16 protein-coding genes and 2 riboswitches are annotated in these 15,169 nt (G+C 66.0%); of the genes, 9 read left to right on the plus strand and 7 right to left on the minus strand.

Annotation, left to right across the window (positions count from 1 at the left end; all coding sequences use genetic code 11):
• Positions 1-6 precede the first annotated feature (6 nt).
• Positions 7-696 carry a TetR/AcrR family transcriptional regulator gene (locus tag N5A92_RS21790; RefSeq protein WP_260906266.1) on the plus strand — a complete coding sequence of 230 codons (690 nt, stop codon included), beginning with the start codon at positions 7-9 and terminating at the stop codon, positions 694-696.
• Between the two features lie 177 nt (positions 697-873).
• On the opposite strand, the gene N5A92_RS21795 is transcribed toward N5A92_RS21790, so the two are convergent.
• A complete protein-coding gene (locus N5A92_RS21795; RefSeq protein ID WP_260906268.1) occupies positions 874-1,380 on the minus strand; it encodes a tyrosine phosphatase family protein in 507 nt (168 codons plus the stop codon).
• On the minus strand, positions 1,377-2,423 hold the full coding sequence (gene cobD, locus N5A92_RS21800; RefSeq protein ID WP_260906269.1) for a threonine-phosphate decarboxylase CobD: 1,047 nt from the start codon (positions 2,421-2,423) through the stop codon (positions 1,377-1,379). The genes N5A92_RS21795 and cobD overlap by 4 nt, the downstream gene beginning before the upstream one ends.
• Here cobD and cbiB point away from each other — a divergent pair.
• A complete protein-coding gene (gene cbiB, locus N5A92_RS21805) occupies positions 2,422-3,390 on the plus strand; it encodes an adenosylcobinamide-phosphate synthase CbiB (protein WP_260906271.1) in 969 nt (322 codons plus the stop codon). The two genes, cobD and cbiB, sit on opposite strands and share 2 nt — an antisense overlap.
• Positions 3,391-3,407: 17 nt before the next feature.
• Here cbiB and cobO read toward each other — a convergent pair whose 3' ends face one another.
• The 4 genes from cobO to N5A92_RS21825 form a co-directional block, all read right to left on the minus strand.
• A complete protein-coding gene (gene cobO, locus N5A92_RS21810) occupies positions 3,408-4,022 on the minus strand; it encodes a cob(I)yrinic acid a,c-diamide adenosyltransferase (RefSeq protein ID WP_260906273.1) in 615 nt (204 codons plus the stop codon).
• Between the two features lies 1 nt (position 4,023).
• Complete coding sequence (gene cobU / locus N5A92_RS21815; protein ID WP_260906275.1) at positions 4,024-4,539, minus strand: bifunctional adenosylcobinamide kinase/adenosylcobinamide-phosphate guanylyltransferase; 516 nt, start codon at positions 4,537-4,539, stop codon at positions 4,024-4,026.
• Positions 4,532-5,251: a CbtA family protein gene (locus N5A92_RS21820; protein ID WP_260906277.1), complete on the minus strand. Its 720-nt coding sequence runs from the start codon at positions 5,249-5,251 to the stop codon at positions 4,532-4,534. Before N5A92_RS21820 ends, cobU begins: the two co-directional genes overlap by 8 nt.
• A 119-nt stretch (positions 5,252-5,370) precedes the next feature.
• Positions 5,371-5,547 (minus strand): CbtB domain-containing protein, encoded by a 177-nt coding sequence (locus tag N5A92_RS21825; RefSeq protein ID WP_260906278.1) that lies wholly within the window; start codon positions 5,545-5,547, stop codon positions 5,371-5,373.
• Positions 5,548-5,583: 36 nt separating this feature from the next.
• A riboswitch (cobalamin riboswitch) is annotated at positions 5,584-5,780 on the minus strand.
• 61 nt (positions 5,781-5,841) lie between these two features.
• Positions 5,842-6,045, plus strand: a riboswitch (cobalamin riboswitch).
• Positions 6,046-6,083: 38 nt separating this feature from the next.
• On the opposite strand from N5A92_RS21825, the gene N5A92_RS21830 reads away from it, so the two are divergent.
• Genes N5A92_RS21830 through N5A92_RS21860 form a run of 7 tightly spaced genes read left to right on the plus strand, consistent with a single transcriptional unit; the run spans position 6,084 to position 14,434 of the window.
• Positions 6,084-6,521 (plus strand): DUF1636 family protein, encoded by a 438-nt coding sequence (locus N5A92_RS21830; RefSeq protein ID WP_260906279.1) that lies wholly within the window; start codon positions 6,084-6,086, stop codon positions 6,519-6,521.
• Positions 6,518-7,555, plus strand: coding sequence for a cobalamin biosynthesis protein CobW (gene cobW / locus N5A92_RS21835; protein WP_260906280.1), 1,038 nt, complete (start codon positions 6,518-6,520; stop codon positions 7,553-7,555). The genes N5A92_RS21830 and cobW overlap by 4 nt, the downstream gene beginning before the upstream one ends.
• A gap of 4 nt (positions 7,556-7,559) precedes the next feature.
• Entirely contained in the window at positions 7,560-10,901 is a 3,342-nt protein-coding gene (gene cobN / locus N5A92_RS21840) for a cobaltochelatase subunit CobN (protein WP_260906281.1), read from the plus strand.
• The gene (locus N5A92_RS21845) at positions 10,898-12,325 is read left to right on the plus strand and encodes a nitrite/sulfite reductase (protein ID WP_260906282.1); all 1,428 of its coding nucleotides are present in this window, start codon (positions 10,898-10,900) and stop codon (positions 12,323-12,325) included. Before cobN ends, N5A92_RS21845 begins: the two co-directional genes overlap by 4 nt.
• Positions 12,322-12,951, plus strand: a complete 630-nt coding sequence (locus N5A92_RS21850) for a precorrin-8X methylmutase (RefSeq protein WP_260906283.1) — start codon at positions 12,322-12,324, stop codon at positions 12,949-12,951. The genes N5A92_RS21845 and N5A92_RS21850 overlap by 4 nt, the downstream gene beginning before the upstream one ends.
• Complete coding sequence (locus tag N5A92_RS21855; RefSeq protein WP_260906284.1) at positions 12,948-13,673, plus strand: precorrin-2 C(20)-methyltransferase; 726 nt, start codon at positions 12,948-12,950, stop codon at positions 13,671-13,673. The genes N5A92_RS21850 and N5A92_RS21855 overlap by 4 nt, the downstream gene beginning before the upstream one ends.
• On the plus strand, positions 13,670-14,434 hold the full coding sequence (locus tag N5A92_RS21860; RefSeq protein ID WP_260906285.1) for a precorrin-3B C(17)-methyltransferase: 765 nt from the start codon (positions 13,670-13,672) through the stop codon (positions 14,432-14,434). The genes N5A92_RS21855 and N5A92_RS21860 overlap by 4 nt, the downstream gene beginning before the upstream one ends.
• Here N5A92_RS21860 and N5A92_RS21865 read toward each other — a convergent pair.
• Positions 14,398-15,168: a cobalt-precorrin-6A reductase gene (locus tag N5A92_RS21865; protein ID WP_260906286.1), complete on the minus strand. Its 771-nt coding sequence runs from the start codon at positions 15,166-15,168 to the stop codon at positions 14,398-14,400. The genes N5A92_RS21860 and N5A92_RS21865 overlap by 37 nt on opposite strands.
• Position 15,169: the final 1 nt, after the last annotated feature.

The raw sequence follows: 15,169 nt of genomic DNA on the forward strand, positions 1-15,169 counted from the left end.
AGGACGTTGAAAACGCCACAGAAGCGATCAAGTCGCCCTCGTGCGCCTGTTCGCAAGGCAGCGCAGCTTGAGGCCAAGCTGCAACCGTCGCAGAAGCGCGCGAAAAGCACGTTCGAGACCATTCTCGACGTGACGGGCCGTCTGCTGGGCGAGGTTGGGGTCGAGCGGCTTTCGACCAACATGATCTGCGAACGGGCGGGGATGACGCCACCTGCTCTCTACCGCTGGTTTCCTAACAAGTACGCGATCCTTGCCGAACTCGCCCGCCGGCTGTCCACGGCGCAGTTGGAGGCAGTGGGAGGATTATGGCAGGAGCGGGTGGAACCCGCTGAGACTTTCCCCGAGGCGGCGAACGAGATTGCCGAGGTCCTGAAGCAGCTGAACAAGATCACGCAGAGCAGGCCCGGCGGGATCTGGATCATGCGGGCCATGCGCGCCGTGCCGATGCTGCGCGACATCCGTATGGCATTCCGGACGCAGCTCGCCGCCATCATCCGCGACGGCCTGCGCGCACGAGGGGTGCGGATGGCGTCGGAGGAGGATCTCGATATTGCCGCTCATCTGATCGCGGAAACCATTTTGGCCGCCGACGAGATGGCGACGGAAGGCCCCGCCTCCGATGTCGACGCCATCGCGCGGGAGATCGGCTGGATGATAGAGCTTTACGCCCGCGAGCGCTGGGGGTCGCCGCAGTAGGTCTCCCTCAGATCTTGGTCTCGGCGGGCGCCGGAGTCGCTCCAACCTCCGACGGTGCTCGACCAGCAGCCTTGAAAGGTGGCGGCCAAGGGCTTGATAACGCTGGTCGCCTTGGCGTTGCAGGGGCTCCGAGCGCTCGACGCAGCCGGTAGATAGGTCGGAGCGCCTTGACCTCCATCAACGGATATCCAGGTCAAAAGGCGTTCCTTCGTATGCTTCCGCGCCCCGGCCGATGGCGCGGATCGCCGCGACCATGCGGCCGCGCCGACCGAGGATTTGGTCGGCGAAAGAGACGATGCGGATGTTGGGCGTGGCGGACGGTGCGCGGCTGCGGAGCTCCTGCGAAAGCGCCATCTCGTCGCGGTCGGGCTGGAGCGCTGCGGCGATGGCGTAGGCGGCGGCTGTCGAGCGGCTGATGCCGGCATAGCAATGCACCACCATCGGAGCCGTGCGATTCCAGGAGTGGGCGAAATCAAGAAGCGTTTCGACGTGCGCCCGCGACGGCGCGACCAGTCCCGGCATCTCCTCGACAATATCATGCATGGCCATATGCAGGCAGCAGGACGGATCGAGATGAGCTGGCCGCGGAGGCACTGCATCAACGGAAAGGAGCGAGATCAGGTGGCCTGCGCTGCTCGCTTCCAGTGTTGCGGCAAGCTGGGAAAGGGGGGTGACGTGGATCATCCCGATTGCCCCTGTGCCTTCCGCCAGCGGCCGAGCGATCGCGCCAGCCGGCGGAATTCTTCGTCTGCTCCGGGCAATCCTATGCGCAGTGTCTGTGGGTAGGCACGGAAATTGCGCACCAGGATCCCATCCTCGCCGAATGACCGGAAGAGGGTTGCTGCGTGAACCGTTTGCAGGAAACGGAAGAGCGGCGTGCCGCCGGCTACGGTGAGGCCGTTTTCAGCCAGCAATGTATCGAGTTCCAGTGCTTGCCGGATAAGGCGCTCGCGCATTTCCGCCTGCCATGGAAGATTGGCGAGGGCGCGCCGGCCGATTTCAAGCGCCGGGCCGCTGATCGCCCAAGGGCCAAGGCGGGCTCGCAATGCTTCCGCAACCGGGTGCGCGGCAAGGGCAAAGCCGAGCCTGATGCCCGCGAGCCCGAAGAACTTGCCGAAGGAGCGCAGGACGACGATGCCGCCGGCTTCAACATCCCCGTCCAGCGCCTCCGCGCGCGCTCCGACGTCCATAAAGGCTTCATCGATCACGAGAAGACCGTCTTTCGCCCGCATGTGCTCGGCCAGATGCAGGAGATCGGCACGAGCGGTGATCCGGCCGTCGGGATTGTTCGGATTGACGACGACGGCAAGGTCGGCGTCGTAAAGTGCGCTGAAGTCGGAGACTTCGCTCACGTCATGCCCGGCAATGGCGGCCGCGCGCCTGTGCTCTGCATAGGTGGGCGACAGAATGGCCGCCTTGCCCCCGGCGACGAGGCCTGCCACCAGCGGGAGCAGGATTTGGGTGCCCGGCGCGGCCGCGATGTTCATGGCGCCCGGCGCGCCATAGGCCTGTGCTGCAGCATCCATGAGCGCTTCAAGCTGTGCTGGCTCCGGCAGGCGCTGGAAGGTACTGGCAGATAGATCGGAAAGCGGATAGGGATGCGGGCTAATGCCCGTGGAAAGATCGAGCCAGGGCTTCGGTGCACCGGGGAAAAGCGCCTCGGCGCGCGAAAGACTGCCGCCGTGATCGGTCACCTCCCTTGCCGGATTGTCCCTCAGCAACGCCATGTTCGTCCTTCTAGCCTTCCTGTCGCTCGTGTTGGAACTGGCGCTCGGCTATCCGGATCGCCTGTTTCGCGCGATCGGCCATCCCGTCACGTGGATCGGGCGACTGATCGGTTTCCTCGACCGGATGCTGAACCGGCAGGGCTGGACCCTGCAGAGCCGGCGCGCCGGCGGGGTTGCAGCTCTGTGTATTCTGTTGGCGGTCGCGGGCGGGGCCGGTTGGGGGCTTCAGTTGCTGCTGGGCGCTGGCGCCGGGCTCCTCTTTACTGCGCTTCTGGCCAGTTCGCTCATTGCCCAGCGCAGCCTTGCTTCCCACGTCGAGGCTGTTGCGTCCGCGCTTGAGACCGAGGGGCTGGAAGCCGGGCGTCGGGCCGTCTCGATGATCGTCGGCCGTGATACTGCAGTGCTTGACGAGGCGGGGGTTTCCCGCGCGGCCATCGAGAGCCTTGCGGAGAATTTTTCGGACGGCGTGGTGGCGCCGGCGTTTTGGCTGGCGGTTCTGGGGTTGCCGGGCGCGCTCGTCTACAAGGCCGTCAACACCGCCGACAGCATGGTGGGCCATCGCACGCCGCGGCACCAGGCGTTCGGCTGGGCGGCGGCGCGCTTCGACGATCTCATAAACCTGCCCGCCTCGCGTCTGACGGCGCTGCTGATCGTGGCTGCGGCCTGGTTTGCAGGCACAGGCTCGCCGGTGAAAACCTGGAGCACCGTAAGGCGCGATGCGTGGCGGCACCGTTCGCCCAACGCTGGATGGCCGGAGGCTGCGATGGCCGGTGCGCTCGGGCTGGCGCTTGCGGGGCCGCGCAACTATGGCGGTGTGCTGGTCGACGACGCGCTGATGGGCGAGGGCGGTCGGCGCCAAGCTGTGGCGGCTGATATCCGCCGCGCTCTGCGCCTCTACAGGGCTGCCGACGCGATCCTGATTGTGCTCATGGGCGTTCTGGCGGGTCTTCTCTTCCTGCATGGCTGATGAGCCTGTCGGGCCAACTAGAACTCGACACCCTTCTGCGCCTTCACGCCGGCGGAGAAGTGATGCTTCACCTGCCCCATCTCTGTCACGAGATCGGCAGCCTCAACGAGCTGGGGCTTGGCGTTCCGACCAGTCACCACCACGTGGAGATCGGCTCTTCGTGCCTGGAGTGCCGTCACTACGGTGTGCAGATCGAGATAGTCGTAGCGCAGCGCGATGTTGAGCTCGTCGAGGATGACGAGCCCGAAAGAGGGATCCGCCATAAGGTCCAGCGCCTTCTGCCACGCCCGCTCCGCGGCCGCGATATCGCGCTTGAGATCCTGCGTTTCCCAGGTGAATCCTTCGCCCATCGAGTGCCATTCCACCTGATCGCCGAAGCGCGCCAGCGCATCCTTCTCGCCGGTATGCCAGGCGCCTTTGATGAACTGCACGATGCCGACGCGCCGGCCGTGACCGAGCATCCTGAGCGCCAGGCCGAAGGCGGCGGTGGACTTGCCTTTGCCGGGACCCGTGTTGACGATCAGGAGACCCTTTTCGACGTGCTTGTCGGCCACCTCGGCATCCTGCACCGTTTTGCGTTTGGCCATCTTGGCCTTGTGACGCTCGGCTTCCCGGTCTTCTATCTCGCGCATATCACTTCACCTTCATCGGCAGGCCGGCGACCATGAAGACGACGCTGTCGGCTTCCGCCGCGACCATCTGGTTGAGTTTGCCCGCTGCATCCCGGAATTGCCTGGCCATCGTGTTGTCCGGCACGATGCCAAAACCGACCTCGTTGGACACGAGGACCCAGGGCCCGCGGGGGCGCTTGAGAACCTCGGCCAGCTGCTGGCATTTCGCCTCCACGTCATGTCCCGCAAGCATCACATTGGTCAGCCACAGTGTCAGGCAATCCACCAGGACGGGCCTTCCCTCGTCGATCGCGGAAAGGGCCTCTCCGAGTTCCAGCGGTGCCTCAAGCACCGTCCAGCGTTCGTCGCGCCGGGCGCGATGCTCAGTGATCCGCGCCCGCATTTCCTCGTCGAAGGCCTGGGCCGTGGCTATGTAGCTCCACGGCGCCGGATGGGCTTCGATCAATGCCTCGCCGTGGCGGCTCTTGCCGGAGCGCGCCCCGCCGAGGACGAAGGTCAATTGGCGGCCGTCAGGCAAGGCTGTTCTGCGGTGTGCCGAGGGCTCCGGAGAAGCGTGTACGTATGAAGCCCGTGGCGGCACCAAGCACTGCCCAGAACAGGAGATTTGTGACCGTCACGGTCACCACAAAGCGCTGATGCAGGTCCGCCGGAACCGGCGTCTCATGGCTTACCGGCTGCGGTGCACCGACGACGTGCGGCACCACGATAAGCGCCAAGCCCAGTGCCGCAAGGGGCAGCGAACGCCTAAAAGCGATCAGGGCAAGCCCTGCCGCCGTGGCGCCGACCGTTGCGATCCACCATACCTGCCTCGCCAAAAGATTGGCCGCCGGCATGGCCGGAAGCTCCGGAGGCAGCCCCAGACCCGGCGCAAGCGTGAAGACGGCAAAGCCGGCAAAGCCCCAGACAAGTCCCTGCCTCCAGCCCGTGATGCCGCCGGCGATCTCGGAGACAGCGACGAGCAGCAGCCCGAAGCCAATGCCCGTCACGATGTTGGCAAGTGCCGTGTAGAAGGTGCGTTCAGCACCGTCGGCGGGAGCCCAGGCCTCCTCGTCGTGATGGTGGTCGGCAGCTGCGCCTTCGCCGTGGTCATGGGCGGGCGCGGCGGCTTCATAGGTTTCGGCCTGAAGGATCAATGGTACGGTGAAGAAGCTTTGGAGCCCCGTCATGACGATGCCGGCGAAAAGCCCGGCGATGGCGGCAAGGAAAACCGCGTTTCTGAAAACGGACATGGATTCGACCTCTGCTTTAAGTTTTTGTCCCGAAAGGCGGGCGCCTTGCGGTCATTGATCACGGACGGCGTGACCACACGAATCGCGGTGGCGAATCAGCGGTCGACAGGACGTGCGATCTAGTGGCAGGGGAAAGCCATGGAGTGGCGGTAGTCGTGTCCGGCGTTGTGGACGACGTCCATCTGCGCGAAGCCGGAAACGGCGATGATGAAGACGCCGAGCAGCCCGGTCATGAGAAGCGGGAGAACGCGTGCTTTCGCGGATTCGACTGCACCGAAGGTCGTGGATGTGTTCATGTTCAGATCCTCTACCCTCCACCCGAGGGCTGTTGCGGTTTCGTCTCGTCGAAGGCAGGTCTCCTGGCTTGCGGGTCCTTGCTTGGCCCGCCTTCCCGAAGCGCAGGGCTTCAGTGGCTCTTGGGCGCAAGCTCACCGCTCACAGTTGCGGGGGCAGCCGCGGATCGGGGCAGGTGGCCCTTACCGCGTTCCCTCTTTCGTCCCCGAGGGGAACCGACGACGGTGCCGACCTTAAACGAAATGTGCGCCGGGACAAGATGAAATCATCCTGCGTTGACAGCACAGCCGCTGCCCATCTAAATGGCCGGCGACGGTCTTCCATCCGCCAGGGTGGGAGCTAAGAGGGAATGCGGTGCGCCCTTGGGCAATTCCGCAGCTGTCCCCGCAACTGTAGTCGGAGAGCTCTCCGCCATACGCCACTGAGCATTGCGCTTCGGGAAGGCGGCGGCAGGGCGACGATCCGTAAGCCAGGAGACCTGCCGTCGCGAAACTTAATCCTGACCGTCCGGCGGGTGACCCGGGCAAAGGACGTGACCTTGGCTGACGGCTTACCAGATCGGGCGGACTTCCCCTCAACAGACGCTTCCGGCGATGCCGGCCGAAACAGTTCGGTCACCGTCGTGGTCTGCAGTTCCTGCCGCCGCTCCACCGACCCCGAGAACCTGCCGCGCCCCGGCGCTTTGCTGGCCGAGAATACGGCCCGGGCCGCGAACGGCGCCGGCGTGCGCGTGCGCCAGGTTGCCTGCCTCGGCAACTGCAAGCGGGGCCTGAGCGCGGCAATCCTGCGCGAGGGGGCGTGGAGCTATGTCTTCGGTGAGCTCGAGCCCGACAGCGGGCCGGACCTTATCGCCGGTGCCGAGCTCTTCGCCAATTCGAGCGACGGCTTCATGCCGTTCCGGCAGCGCCCGCAATCGCTGAAGCGCGGCCTCATTGCGCGAATCCCCACAACCGACAGCCTGAAGGAGGTCCCATGACCGTTTCGTTCGACCGCGTTCCCTGTACCGTCGTGACGGGTTTCCTGGGGGCCGGCAAGACGACCCTTATCCGCAATGTGCTGGAGCGTGCGAACGGCAAGCGCATCGCCATCATCGTCAACGAATTCGGCGATGTCGGCATCGATGGCGAGATACTGAGGAACTGCGGTATCGAAGGCTGCGCCGACGATGACGTTCTGGAACTTGCCAACGGCTGCATCTGCTGCACCGTTGCCGATGATTTCGTGCCGGCGCTCGACAAGATCCTGTCGCGCGAGCCGAGGGTGGATCATATCCTCATCGAGACCTCGGGCCTGGCGCTGCCCAAGCCGCTGGTGCAGGCCTTCAACTGGCCGAACGTCAAAAACCGCGTCACCGTCGATGGTGTGGTGGCGGTTGTCGATGGGCCGGCGCTGGCGGAGGGCAAGGTTGCAACCGATATGGAGGCGCTGGAGCGGCAGCGCGCCGCCGACGAATCGCTTGACCATGACGACCCGGTGGAGGAGGTGTTCGAGGATCAGGTCGCCTGCGCTGATCTCATCATCCTGTCCAAGGCGGATCTTCTAGACGAGCAAGCGCTCGCCCGCGCCAAGGGCGCGATGGCCGGTCATCTATCGGACGCCGTGAAGGTCGTGCATGGGATGAACGGCAATGTCGATCCCAGCGTCCTTCTCGGCCTTGGCTTTGCCGTCGAGAACGACATCGAAAACCGCAAGACCCACCATGATGGCGTGCTCGACCACGAGCATGACGATTTCGACACCTTCGTTGTGGAACTGCCGGCCATCGCTAGTCCGGACGAACTGGCGCGCAAGGTGGCACTTGCGGCGGAAGCGGAAAACGTGCTGCGCCTGAAGGGATTCGCCCATGTGGAAGGCAAGCCGATGCGGCTCCTCGTTCAGGCTGTGGGCCCGCGCGTGACACATCACTACGACCGCCCCTGGAAGGCGGACGAGGCGCCTTCGACGCGTCTTGTCGTCATCGGCCTCAAAGGCCTCGACAGGGCAGCGGTCGAGAAGCTCCTGGCGGCATGAGACGATGCATATTCTCGCCACCAGTTCCGCCTCGCTGGAAGACCTGATCGACCCGGTCGATCTGCGCCAGACGCCGGCGGAGATGGTTGCGCTGTCGTTCACCGACAGCGATCTGGCGGCCATTGCGGCGGCATGGGGTGCGGGGCGGGAGACGTTGCCCTCGCTCCGGCTCGCAGCGCTCAGCGACCTGCGCCACCCCATGTCGGTCGATCTGTGGATTGACAGCGTTGCCTCCCACGCGAAGGTCGTGGTGGCACGGATTTTGGGCGGCTACGACTGGTGGCGCTACGGCTGCGACAGGCTGGCGGCGGTTGCGCGCGAGCGCGGCATCTCCCTCGTTCTGCTTCCTGGCGAATGCCGCGCGGATGACGAGCGGCTTGCCGCGCTCTCGACGGTCGGCACGGAGACTTGCGAAACTCTGCTCGGCTGTTTCCGCGAGGGCGGGCCGGAGAACATGACGTTGTTCGTGCGCCACATGGCGCGCCTCGCCGGCCATGCGATTGCGGCCGGCGAGGCGCGGCCGCTGGCGCGCGCGGGATATTACGCGCCCGGCGAAGGCATTGTCGATCTGGCGTACTATCGGTCGGTAGCCAGGTCCGGCCGGCCTGTCGTGCCGGTGTTGTTTTACCGCTCCATGCTGCTTGCCAATGATGTGGCGCCTATCGACGCTCTTTTCCGTGCGCTCGACGAGAGGGGCATCCTGGCGGTGCCCGTTTTTGTCTCGACGCTGCGCGACGCTTCCGCCCGGCAGCTTCTAGACGAGGTGGTGAAGACGTTACGATCTGCTGCTCTCATCACGACCACCGCCTTTGCGATCGGCATGGAAGGTGAGGACGAGAGTCTATTCGACAGCCTCGGCCTGCCGGTCTTCCAGGTCGCTGTCGCGACAACCAGGCGCGATGCGTGGGAGAGCGGCCAGCGGGGCATGGCACCTGCCGATCTTGCCATGCATGTGGTGCTGCCCGAACTGGACGGCCGCATCATGGCCGGGGCGATTTCGTTCAAGGACAGGCAGACGCCGGACCCGGCACTGGCGGTTAGCCTGCAGGTCAACCGGCCGGAGCCGGACCGGGTGGCGCAGGTGGCCGAGCGGCTGGCGGCGTTTTTGAAACTGCAATCCACACCGCCCGCAGAGCGGCAGATCGCCATCATCCTGCCGGATTATCCGGCGGCAACCGGGCGTAGTGGTTATGCCGTCGGACTCGACGTGCCGCAAAGCGCCATCGCCATGCTGCATGACCTGAAGGCGGAAGGCTATCGGGCAGTGGATATTCCCGAAACCCCACGTGCCCTGATGCGCCTTCTGGAGCGGGAGAGGGCCGGCATTGCCGCCGAAGATTATGCCGCTGCCTTCGCACAGCTGCCGCAGGAGGCGCGCAATGCGGTGGAAGCCGCCTGGGGCGCGCCTGGAGGCGAGGACTTCTGTTTCCGCACGGCCCGCTTCGGCAACGTCACGGTGGCTTTTGCGCCCGACCGTGGCCGCTCGGCAGATCGCAGGATGGACTATCATGATCCGGTCCTGCCACCCGGCCATCCGCTCATCGCCTTCGGTGTTTGGCTGCGCGAAGGACTGGGCTGCCATGCACTTGTCCATCTGGGAGCACATGGCACTCTGGAATGGCTGCCGGGCAAGGCCGTGGCATTGAGCGCTGCTTGTTTCCCCGAGCTCATGGCCGGCCCGCTGCCGGTCATCTATCCCTTCATCGTCAGCAATCCGGGTGAGGCGGCGCAGGCCAAGCGGCGGATCGCAGCTGTGACGCTGGGCCATCTAACGCCGCCGCTGGTCGGCGCCGGCCTGAGCGAGGAGCAGCAGGCGCTGGAGCGGCTGGTCGACGAATATGCGCAGGCCGATGGCCTCGACCGACGCCGCCGCGACAGGCTGGCAAAGCTGATTGTGGAGACGGCGCAGAAGACCGGCCTTGCTCGGGAGGCTGGCGTTGACGAGAGGGACGATCCGGAAGCCGCACTGCTGCGCATCGATGCCTGGCTCTGTGACCTCAAGGACTTCGCTATCAAGGACGGACTTCACATCTACGGCCGCGCAGCGGATGGTGAGGCGGACCCGCTGAGGATGGCGAGTGCGGAGCGCGAGCGCGCCGCGTTTATGGCTGCGCTGGATGGCAAGCGGGTGCGGCCCGGGCCGTCGGGCGCGCCGTCGCGCGGTCGTACCGACGTGCTGCCTACGGGCCGCAACCTTTTCACTGCCGATCCGCGTACGCTGCCTACTCCCACCGCCGTGGCGCTCGGCACTACCGCTGCCGATGAGATCGTGCGGGCATATCTGCAGGACCATGGCGATTACCCGTGCGCGCTGGTGCTCGACCTGTGGGGCAGCGCCAGCTTGCGCACGGGCGGTGAAGAGATCGCGCAAGGGCTGGCGCTGATGGGCTGCCGGCCGCAATGGGATGCCGCCACCGGGCGCGTGACCGGGATCGAGGTGCTACCCCCCGCCGTCATCGGGCGACCTCGCATCGACGTCACCTGGCGCATCTCGGGACTTTTTCGCGACATGTTCCCGACACAGATCGCCTTGATCGACGCAGCCATAGCCGCCGTCGCCGCGCGCGACGAAACACAGGACGAGAACCCGCTTGCCGCCGCGAGCCGTAGCGAGGGAAGGGTGCCGGCTCGCATCTTCGGATCCGCCCCCGGCACCTATGGCGCTGGTATCGAGGAGCGCCTTGCGCGTGGCGACTGGCAAGACCGCTCGGAACTCGGCAAGGCCTATCTCGACGCTGCCTCCCACGTCTTCGGTGGGGCGGAAGGGGAAGGGCAGGCAGCCCCCGGTACCTTCGCGGAGCGTGTCGGCGGAGCCGATCTGCTTGTGCATACGGGAGATGATCCTGGCCGTGATATCCTCGAGGGTTCCGCCGACGTGGCCTTCATCGGCGGCTTCTCCGCCGCACTTGCTGCCCTTGGCGGCAAGGCGGATCTCGTCGTGCTCGATACGACAGATCCGGAACGACCGCGCGCTCGCTCGCTGGCCGCAGCCGTTACGCGCGCCGTGCGGGCTCGCGCGCTCAACCCGCGCTTCATCGATGGGCAGTTACGGCACGGACCGCGCGGGGCGGCTGAATTTGCAGAGACCGTGGATCGTCTCGTCGGCTTTGCAGAGACGACGAATGCGATACCCGGTGCGCTGATCGAGGCGGTGCATGCGGCTTATCTGGAAGATGAGCGCGTGCGCGACTTTCTGCTCCGGGAGAATCCCGCTGCCCTCCGTGCCATTGCCGAGCGCTTTGCCGACGCGCGCCGCCGCGGCCTCTGGCACCCCCGCCGCAATGCGGTGGACAACGGTCTTGCGGGACTGATCGCGGAAGCGCGCAGGCAGGAGGAAGCCGCATGAGCCTTCGCCGCGGTGTCTGCCCCTCGCTTTCCGCGCCGATGCAAACCGGCGATGGACTGCTTGTGCGCCTCAACCCGGTGGAGGGGCATCTTTCTGGACGCCAACTGGCGGGGGTTGCGCGGGCGGCCGAGAAGTTTGGCAACGGCATTCTGGAGATCACCGCGCGCGGCAGCCTGCAGGTGCGGGGGCTGACGGCGGAGAGCGCGGCCGCGCTTGGCGCGGAGGTGGACGCGCTGGGGATAGGGGTGCGCTGGGGGCTGCCGATCGACAGTAGCCCGCTTGCCGGGCTGGACGCCGAGGAGGTTGCCGATCCGCGTGGGCTCGCGCGGGAGATTTGGGAGCGATGCGAAGAACTGGGGCTGACTTCGCGGCTGGGGCCCAAGGTTTCGGTAACCGTCGATGGTGGCGGGGTGCTGGGGCTTGGCGGCGTGCTTGCGGACGTGAAGCTGGAGGCAGTGACCGGCGGGGAAGGTTCTGGTGGGGCAGCACTCCTTCGCGCCCCCCTCTGTCCTGCCGGACATCTCCCCCACAAGGAGGGAGATCGGCAATCATCGAGGCTTTACCGAATCTCAGAAGAAGGTGCCGACGCGAGCGGCAGACCAATCTCCCCCCTCGTGGGGGAGATATCCGGCAGGACAGAGGGGGGCGCCATAGGGCATACCGTTTCCGACGGGAGTACCATCACCTGGCTCCTTCGCGTCGGCAGCACTTCTGCCACTGCCCGCGACCTGGGCTGTTTCGCGCAAGCCGATGCAGCAGAAGCTGCGGTTCGCATCCTCAAAGCCATTGCCGAACTCGGCGCTGAAGCGCGGGCGCGGGATCTTTCCGATAAGGATTTGGCGGCGGTCACGGGCAGCGAGCCGGTATCCAGCGTCACAGCAGTAGAGCCTATGCGCCCGCCGGTGGGGAGGTTCGCACTTGTCGGCGGCAGAAAGGCGAGGGGTTCCGTGCTTTCTTATGGGCAGATCGAAAGTGGTGCACTTTCCTTCTTTGCAGAAGCCCTTGGCGAAGAGAGGAGCGTGTGCCTCGCGCGCGGCAGGGGCCTCATCGTCCTTGACGTGGCAGAGCACGAGGAGGCGGCACTTGTGGGTGCCGCGGAGCGCCTGGGCTTTGTGACGAGGCCCGACGATCCGCGCCTTTCCATCGCCGTTTGCGCGGGCAAGCCGGCCTGTGCCTCGGCACACCTGGCCACGAGGCACCTTGCCGACCGGATTGTGGCAAGCCGGCCAGACCTGCTTGACGGCTCCTATCACTTACAACTCTCAGGCTGCGGCAAGCAGTGTGCCCGTCCCTCCGGCCCTAGGGTAACGCTGGCGGGTGTCGAGGGGGGCTTTGACATCAGCGCTGAAGGCACCGCCATCCCATCCGATCTCGAAGCTCTGCTTTCGGAGCTGGCCGAGGAACAATTCAGGCAACGCCCATGACAACCGATTACATCCGCGACGGCACGGCCATCTACGAGAAATCCTTCGCCATCATCAGGGCGGAGGCGGATCTTTCACGCTTCTCCGAGGCGCAGGCGGATGTGGCGATGCGCATGATCCATGCCTGCGGGCTAGTCGAGGCGGCGCGTGATTTCGTCTTCTCTCAGGATTTCGTGGAGGCGGCGCGTGCGGCGTTGGCCGGCGGTGCGCCGATCTTCTGCGACGCGGAAATGGTGGCCCACGGCATCACGCGCGCCCGCCTGCCGGCTGGAAACGAGGTGATCTGCACGCTGCGCGATCCGCTCACGCCGGAGATTGCCGAGAGAATCGGCAACACGCGCTCGGCCGCGGCGCTCGAACTCTGGCGCGAGCGCCTCGAAGGCGCCCTGGTCGCGATCGGCAATGCGCCGACGGCACTTTTCCACCTGCTCGACATGTTCAAGGCAGGGGCGCCGAGGCCTGCGGCCGTTATCGGCATGCCGGTCGGCTTCGTAGGTGCGGCGGAATCGAAGGAGGCGCTGGCAGTAGGCAATCACGGCATTCCCTTTGCCGTCGTGCGGGGGCGGCTCGGCGGCAGCGCGATGACTGCGGCTGCGGTGAATGCGTTGGCGAGGGTGGGTATATGAGCGGGCGGTTGATCGGCGTGGGTACCGGGCCGGGCGATCCGGAGCTTCTCACGCTGAAGGCGGTGAAGGCGCTTGGCGCTGCCGATGTGGTGGCGCATTTTGCAAAGCGCGGCAACGGCAGCAATGCGCGGGCCACCGTCGCGGCGCATATGCGCGCGGATGTGGTCGAACTGCCGCTGCTTTACCCCGTAACGACCGAGATCGCAAAAAGCGAACCGGCCTATGGCGAGGCCATCTCCTGTTTTTACGAGGAGGCGGCTGACGCCGTGGAGGCGCATCTGGCGGCCGGGCGTACTGTTGCCGTCCTGAGCGAGGGCGACCCGCTGTTCTACGGCTCCTACATGCATCTGCACGTGCGGCTAGCCGGCCGCTATCAGACGGAGGTGGTCGCAGGCGTCACGGCGATGTCGGGCTGCTGGTCGGCGGTGGGCCTGCCCATCGTGCAGGGCGACGACGTGCTTTCCGTGTTGCCGGGAACGCTGCCGGAGACCGAACTGCGGCGTCGGCTCGGTGATGCGGAAGCTTGCGTCATCATGAAGGTGGGGCGGAACCTGGCCAAGATCCGCCGCGCCCTTCAGGCGACGGGCAAGCTCGGTGACGCCATCTTCGTGGAGCGTGGCACCATGGCGGCCATGACGACGATGCGGCTTGCGGACAAGGCGGGCGACGAGGCTGCCTACTTCTCCATCGTTTTGGTTCCAGGCTGGAGGGACAGGCCGTGAGCGGGGGAATCGTGGTTGTGGGCCTCGGCCCCGGCAATCCCGACCAGATGACGCCCGAAGCACGCGACGCCCTGGCCGAGGCGAGCGACTTCTTCGGCTATGCCCCCTATCTCGACCGACTTGAACTTGCTCCCGGTCAGAGGCGTCATGCCTCCGACAATCGGGAGGAGCTTTCGCGCGCCGGCGCTGCACTTGAGATGGCGGCGTCCGGTCGCAGCGTGGCCGTGGTCTCTGGCGGGGATGCAGGCGTCTTTGCCATGGCCGCCGCCGTTTGCGAGGCGATTGAAACCGGCCCGGCGGCCTGGCGCGAGGTCGAGTTTCGTGTGGTACCGGGTGTGACGGCCATGCTCGCGGTCGCCGCACGCACGGGCGCGCCGCTCGGCCATGATTGTTGCGCCATGTCGCTATCGGACAATCTGAAGCCGTGGGACCTGATCGAGGCGCGGCTGCGTGCGGCGGCAGGCGCGGGTTTCGTGCTCGCCTTCTATAATCCCGTGAGCCGCGCGCGGCCTTGGCAACTCGGGCGGGCATTCGAGATTTTGCGCGAGATCCTACCCGCCGCGACGCCCGTCATCTTCGGTCGCGCTGCGGGCCGTCCCGATGAGCGCATGACGATCACGACGCTGCGGGAGGCGCGGTCAGACCAGGCGGATATGGCGACGTGCGTCATTGTCGGTTCGCCCGAAACGCGGGTTATCGCACGCGGCGGACGGCCACCGCTCGTCTATTCCCCGCGCTCCGCCGGGAGGCGGACGAGATGACGGATGCGGCCCATCGCTTCCTCGACAGTGGCTACCGCGTCGCCGGTCGGTGGGCGTGGCCGGCATACCATAATTACCGGGAGGCCGAGCATCCGTGCTGCGGCGATCTTTCCATAGGTCGCCTTGCCACCGCTGTTCTTGGCGACGATGACCTCGACGCCGTTTTTCTCAAAAAGCACCCGTTCCGCCGCCTCGTCGAAGGGTCCGCGCTCGAGGATGAAATGGGCGTTCGAGGGCGCGGCGGCGGGCTCGACCGGATCGACGCTGCGGACAACGTAGGAATGCTGCGGAAGGGCGGCGAAGGGAGCAAGCTCTTGCCGACCGATCGCCAGAAAGACAATATGTGGCTGCTCGCCGAGGAGCCTAGCTGCACCTGCGATGCTCTCCGCCTCGATCCACCGGTCGCCGTCGACCGCCTGCCAGGGCGGCCGCTCCAGCGAAACGAGCGGCACTGCCACTTCCTCGGCCGCGCGCGCGACATTTTCCGAGATACGGGCGGCGAAAGGATGCGTAGCGTCGACAAGCAAGCCGACACTGTTTTCGCGGAGATAACGCGCCAAGCCTTCCGCTCCGCCAAAGCCGCCGCTGCGCACTTCACCTGCCTGCGCGCGGGGAGCGGCGGTGCGCCCAGCCAGCGAGAGGGTGACGCGCAGGTCGCCCTTGCGGACGAGCGCTTCGGCAAGCTGGCGCGCTTCGCCGGTGCCGCCGAGGATGAGAACATGCCGAGGGTCCATC

It is taken from the genome of Chelativorans salis (genome assembly GCF_025336525.1).
In the GTDB taxonomy this organism is placed as follows: Bacteria; Pseudomonadota; Alphaproteobacteria; order Rhizobiales; family Rhizobiaceae; genus Chelativorans; species Chelativorans salis.

Excerpts from the sequence above, each read along its gene's own strand:
- N5A92_RS21795 (WP_260906268.1), bottom strand. The coding sequence starts at position 1,380 with ATGATCCACGTCACCCCCCTTTCCCAGCTTGCCGCAACACTGGAAGCG.
- cbiB (WP_260906271.1), top strand. The coding sequence starts at position 2,422 with ATGTTCGTCCTTCTAGCCTTCCTGTCGCTCGTGTTGGAACTGGCGCTC.
- cobD (WP_260906269.1), bottom strand. The coding sequence starts at position 2,423 with ATGGCGTTGCTGAGGGACAATCCGGCAAGGGAGGTGACCGATCACGGC.
- cobO (WP_260906273.1), bottom strand. The coding sequence starts at position 4,022 with ATGCGCGAGATAGAAGACCGGGAAGCCGAGCGTCACAAGGCCAAGATG.
- N5A92_RS21820 (WP_260906277.1), bottom strand. The coding sequence starts at position 5,251 with ATGTCCGTTTTCAGAAACGCGGTTTTCCTTGCCGCCATCGCCGGGCTT.
- N5A92_RS21825 (WP_260906278.1), bottom strand. The coding sequence starts at position 5,547 with ATGAACACATCCACGACCTTCGGTGCAGTCGAATCCGCGAAAGCACGC.
- cobW (WP_260906280.1), top strand. The coding sequence starts at position 6,518 with ATGACCGTTTCGTTCGACCGCGTTCCCTGTACCGTCGTGACGGGTTTC.
- cobN (WP_260906281.1), top strand. The coding sequence starts at position 7,560 with ATGCATATTCTCGCCACCAGTTCCGCCTCGCTGGAAGACCTGATCGAC.
- N5A92_RS21845 (WP_260906282.1), top strand. The coding sequence starts at position 10,898 with ATGAGCCTTCGCCGCGGTGTCTGCCCCTCGCTTTCCGCGCCGATGCAA.
- N5A92_RS21850 (WP_260906283.1), top strand. The coding sequence starts at position 12,322 with ATGACAACCGATTACATCCGCGACGGCACGGCCATCTACGAGAAATCC.
- N5A92_RS21855 (WP_260906284.1), top strand. The coding sequence starts at position 12,948 with ATGAGCGGGCGGTTGATCGGCGTGGGTACCGGGCCGGGCGATCCGGAG.
- N5A92_RS21865 (WP_260906286.1), bottom strand. The coding sequence starts at position 15,168 with ATGGACCCTCGGCATGTTCTCATCCTCGGCGGCACCGGCGAAGCGCGC.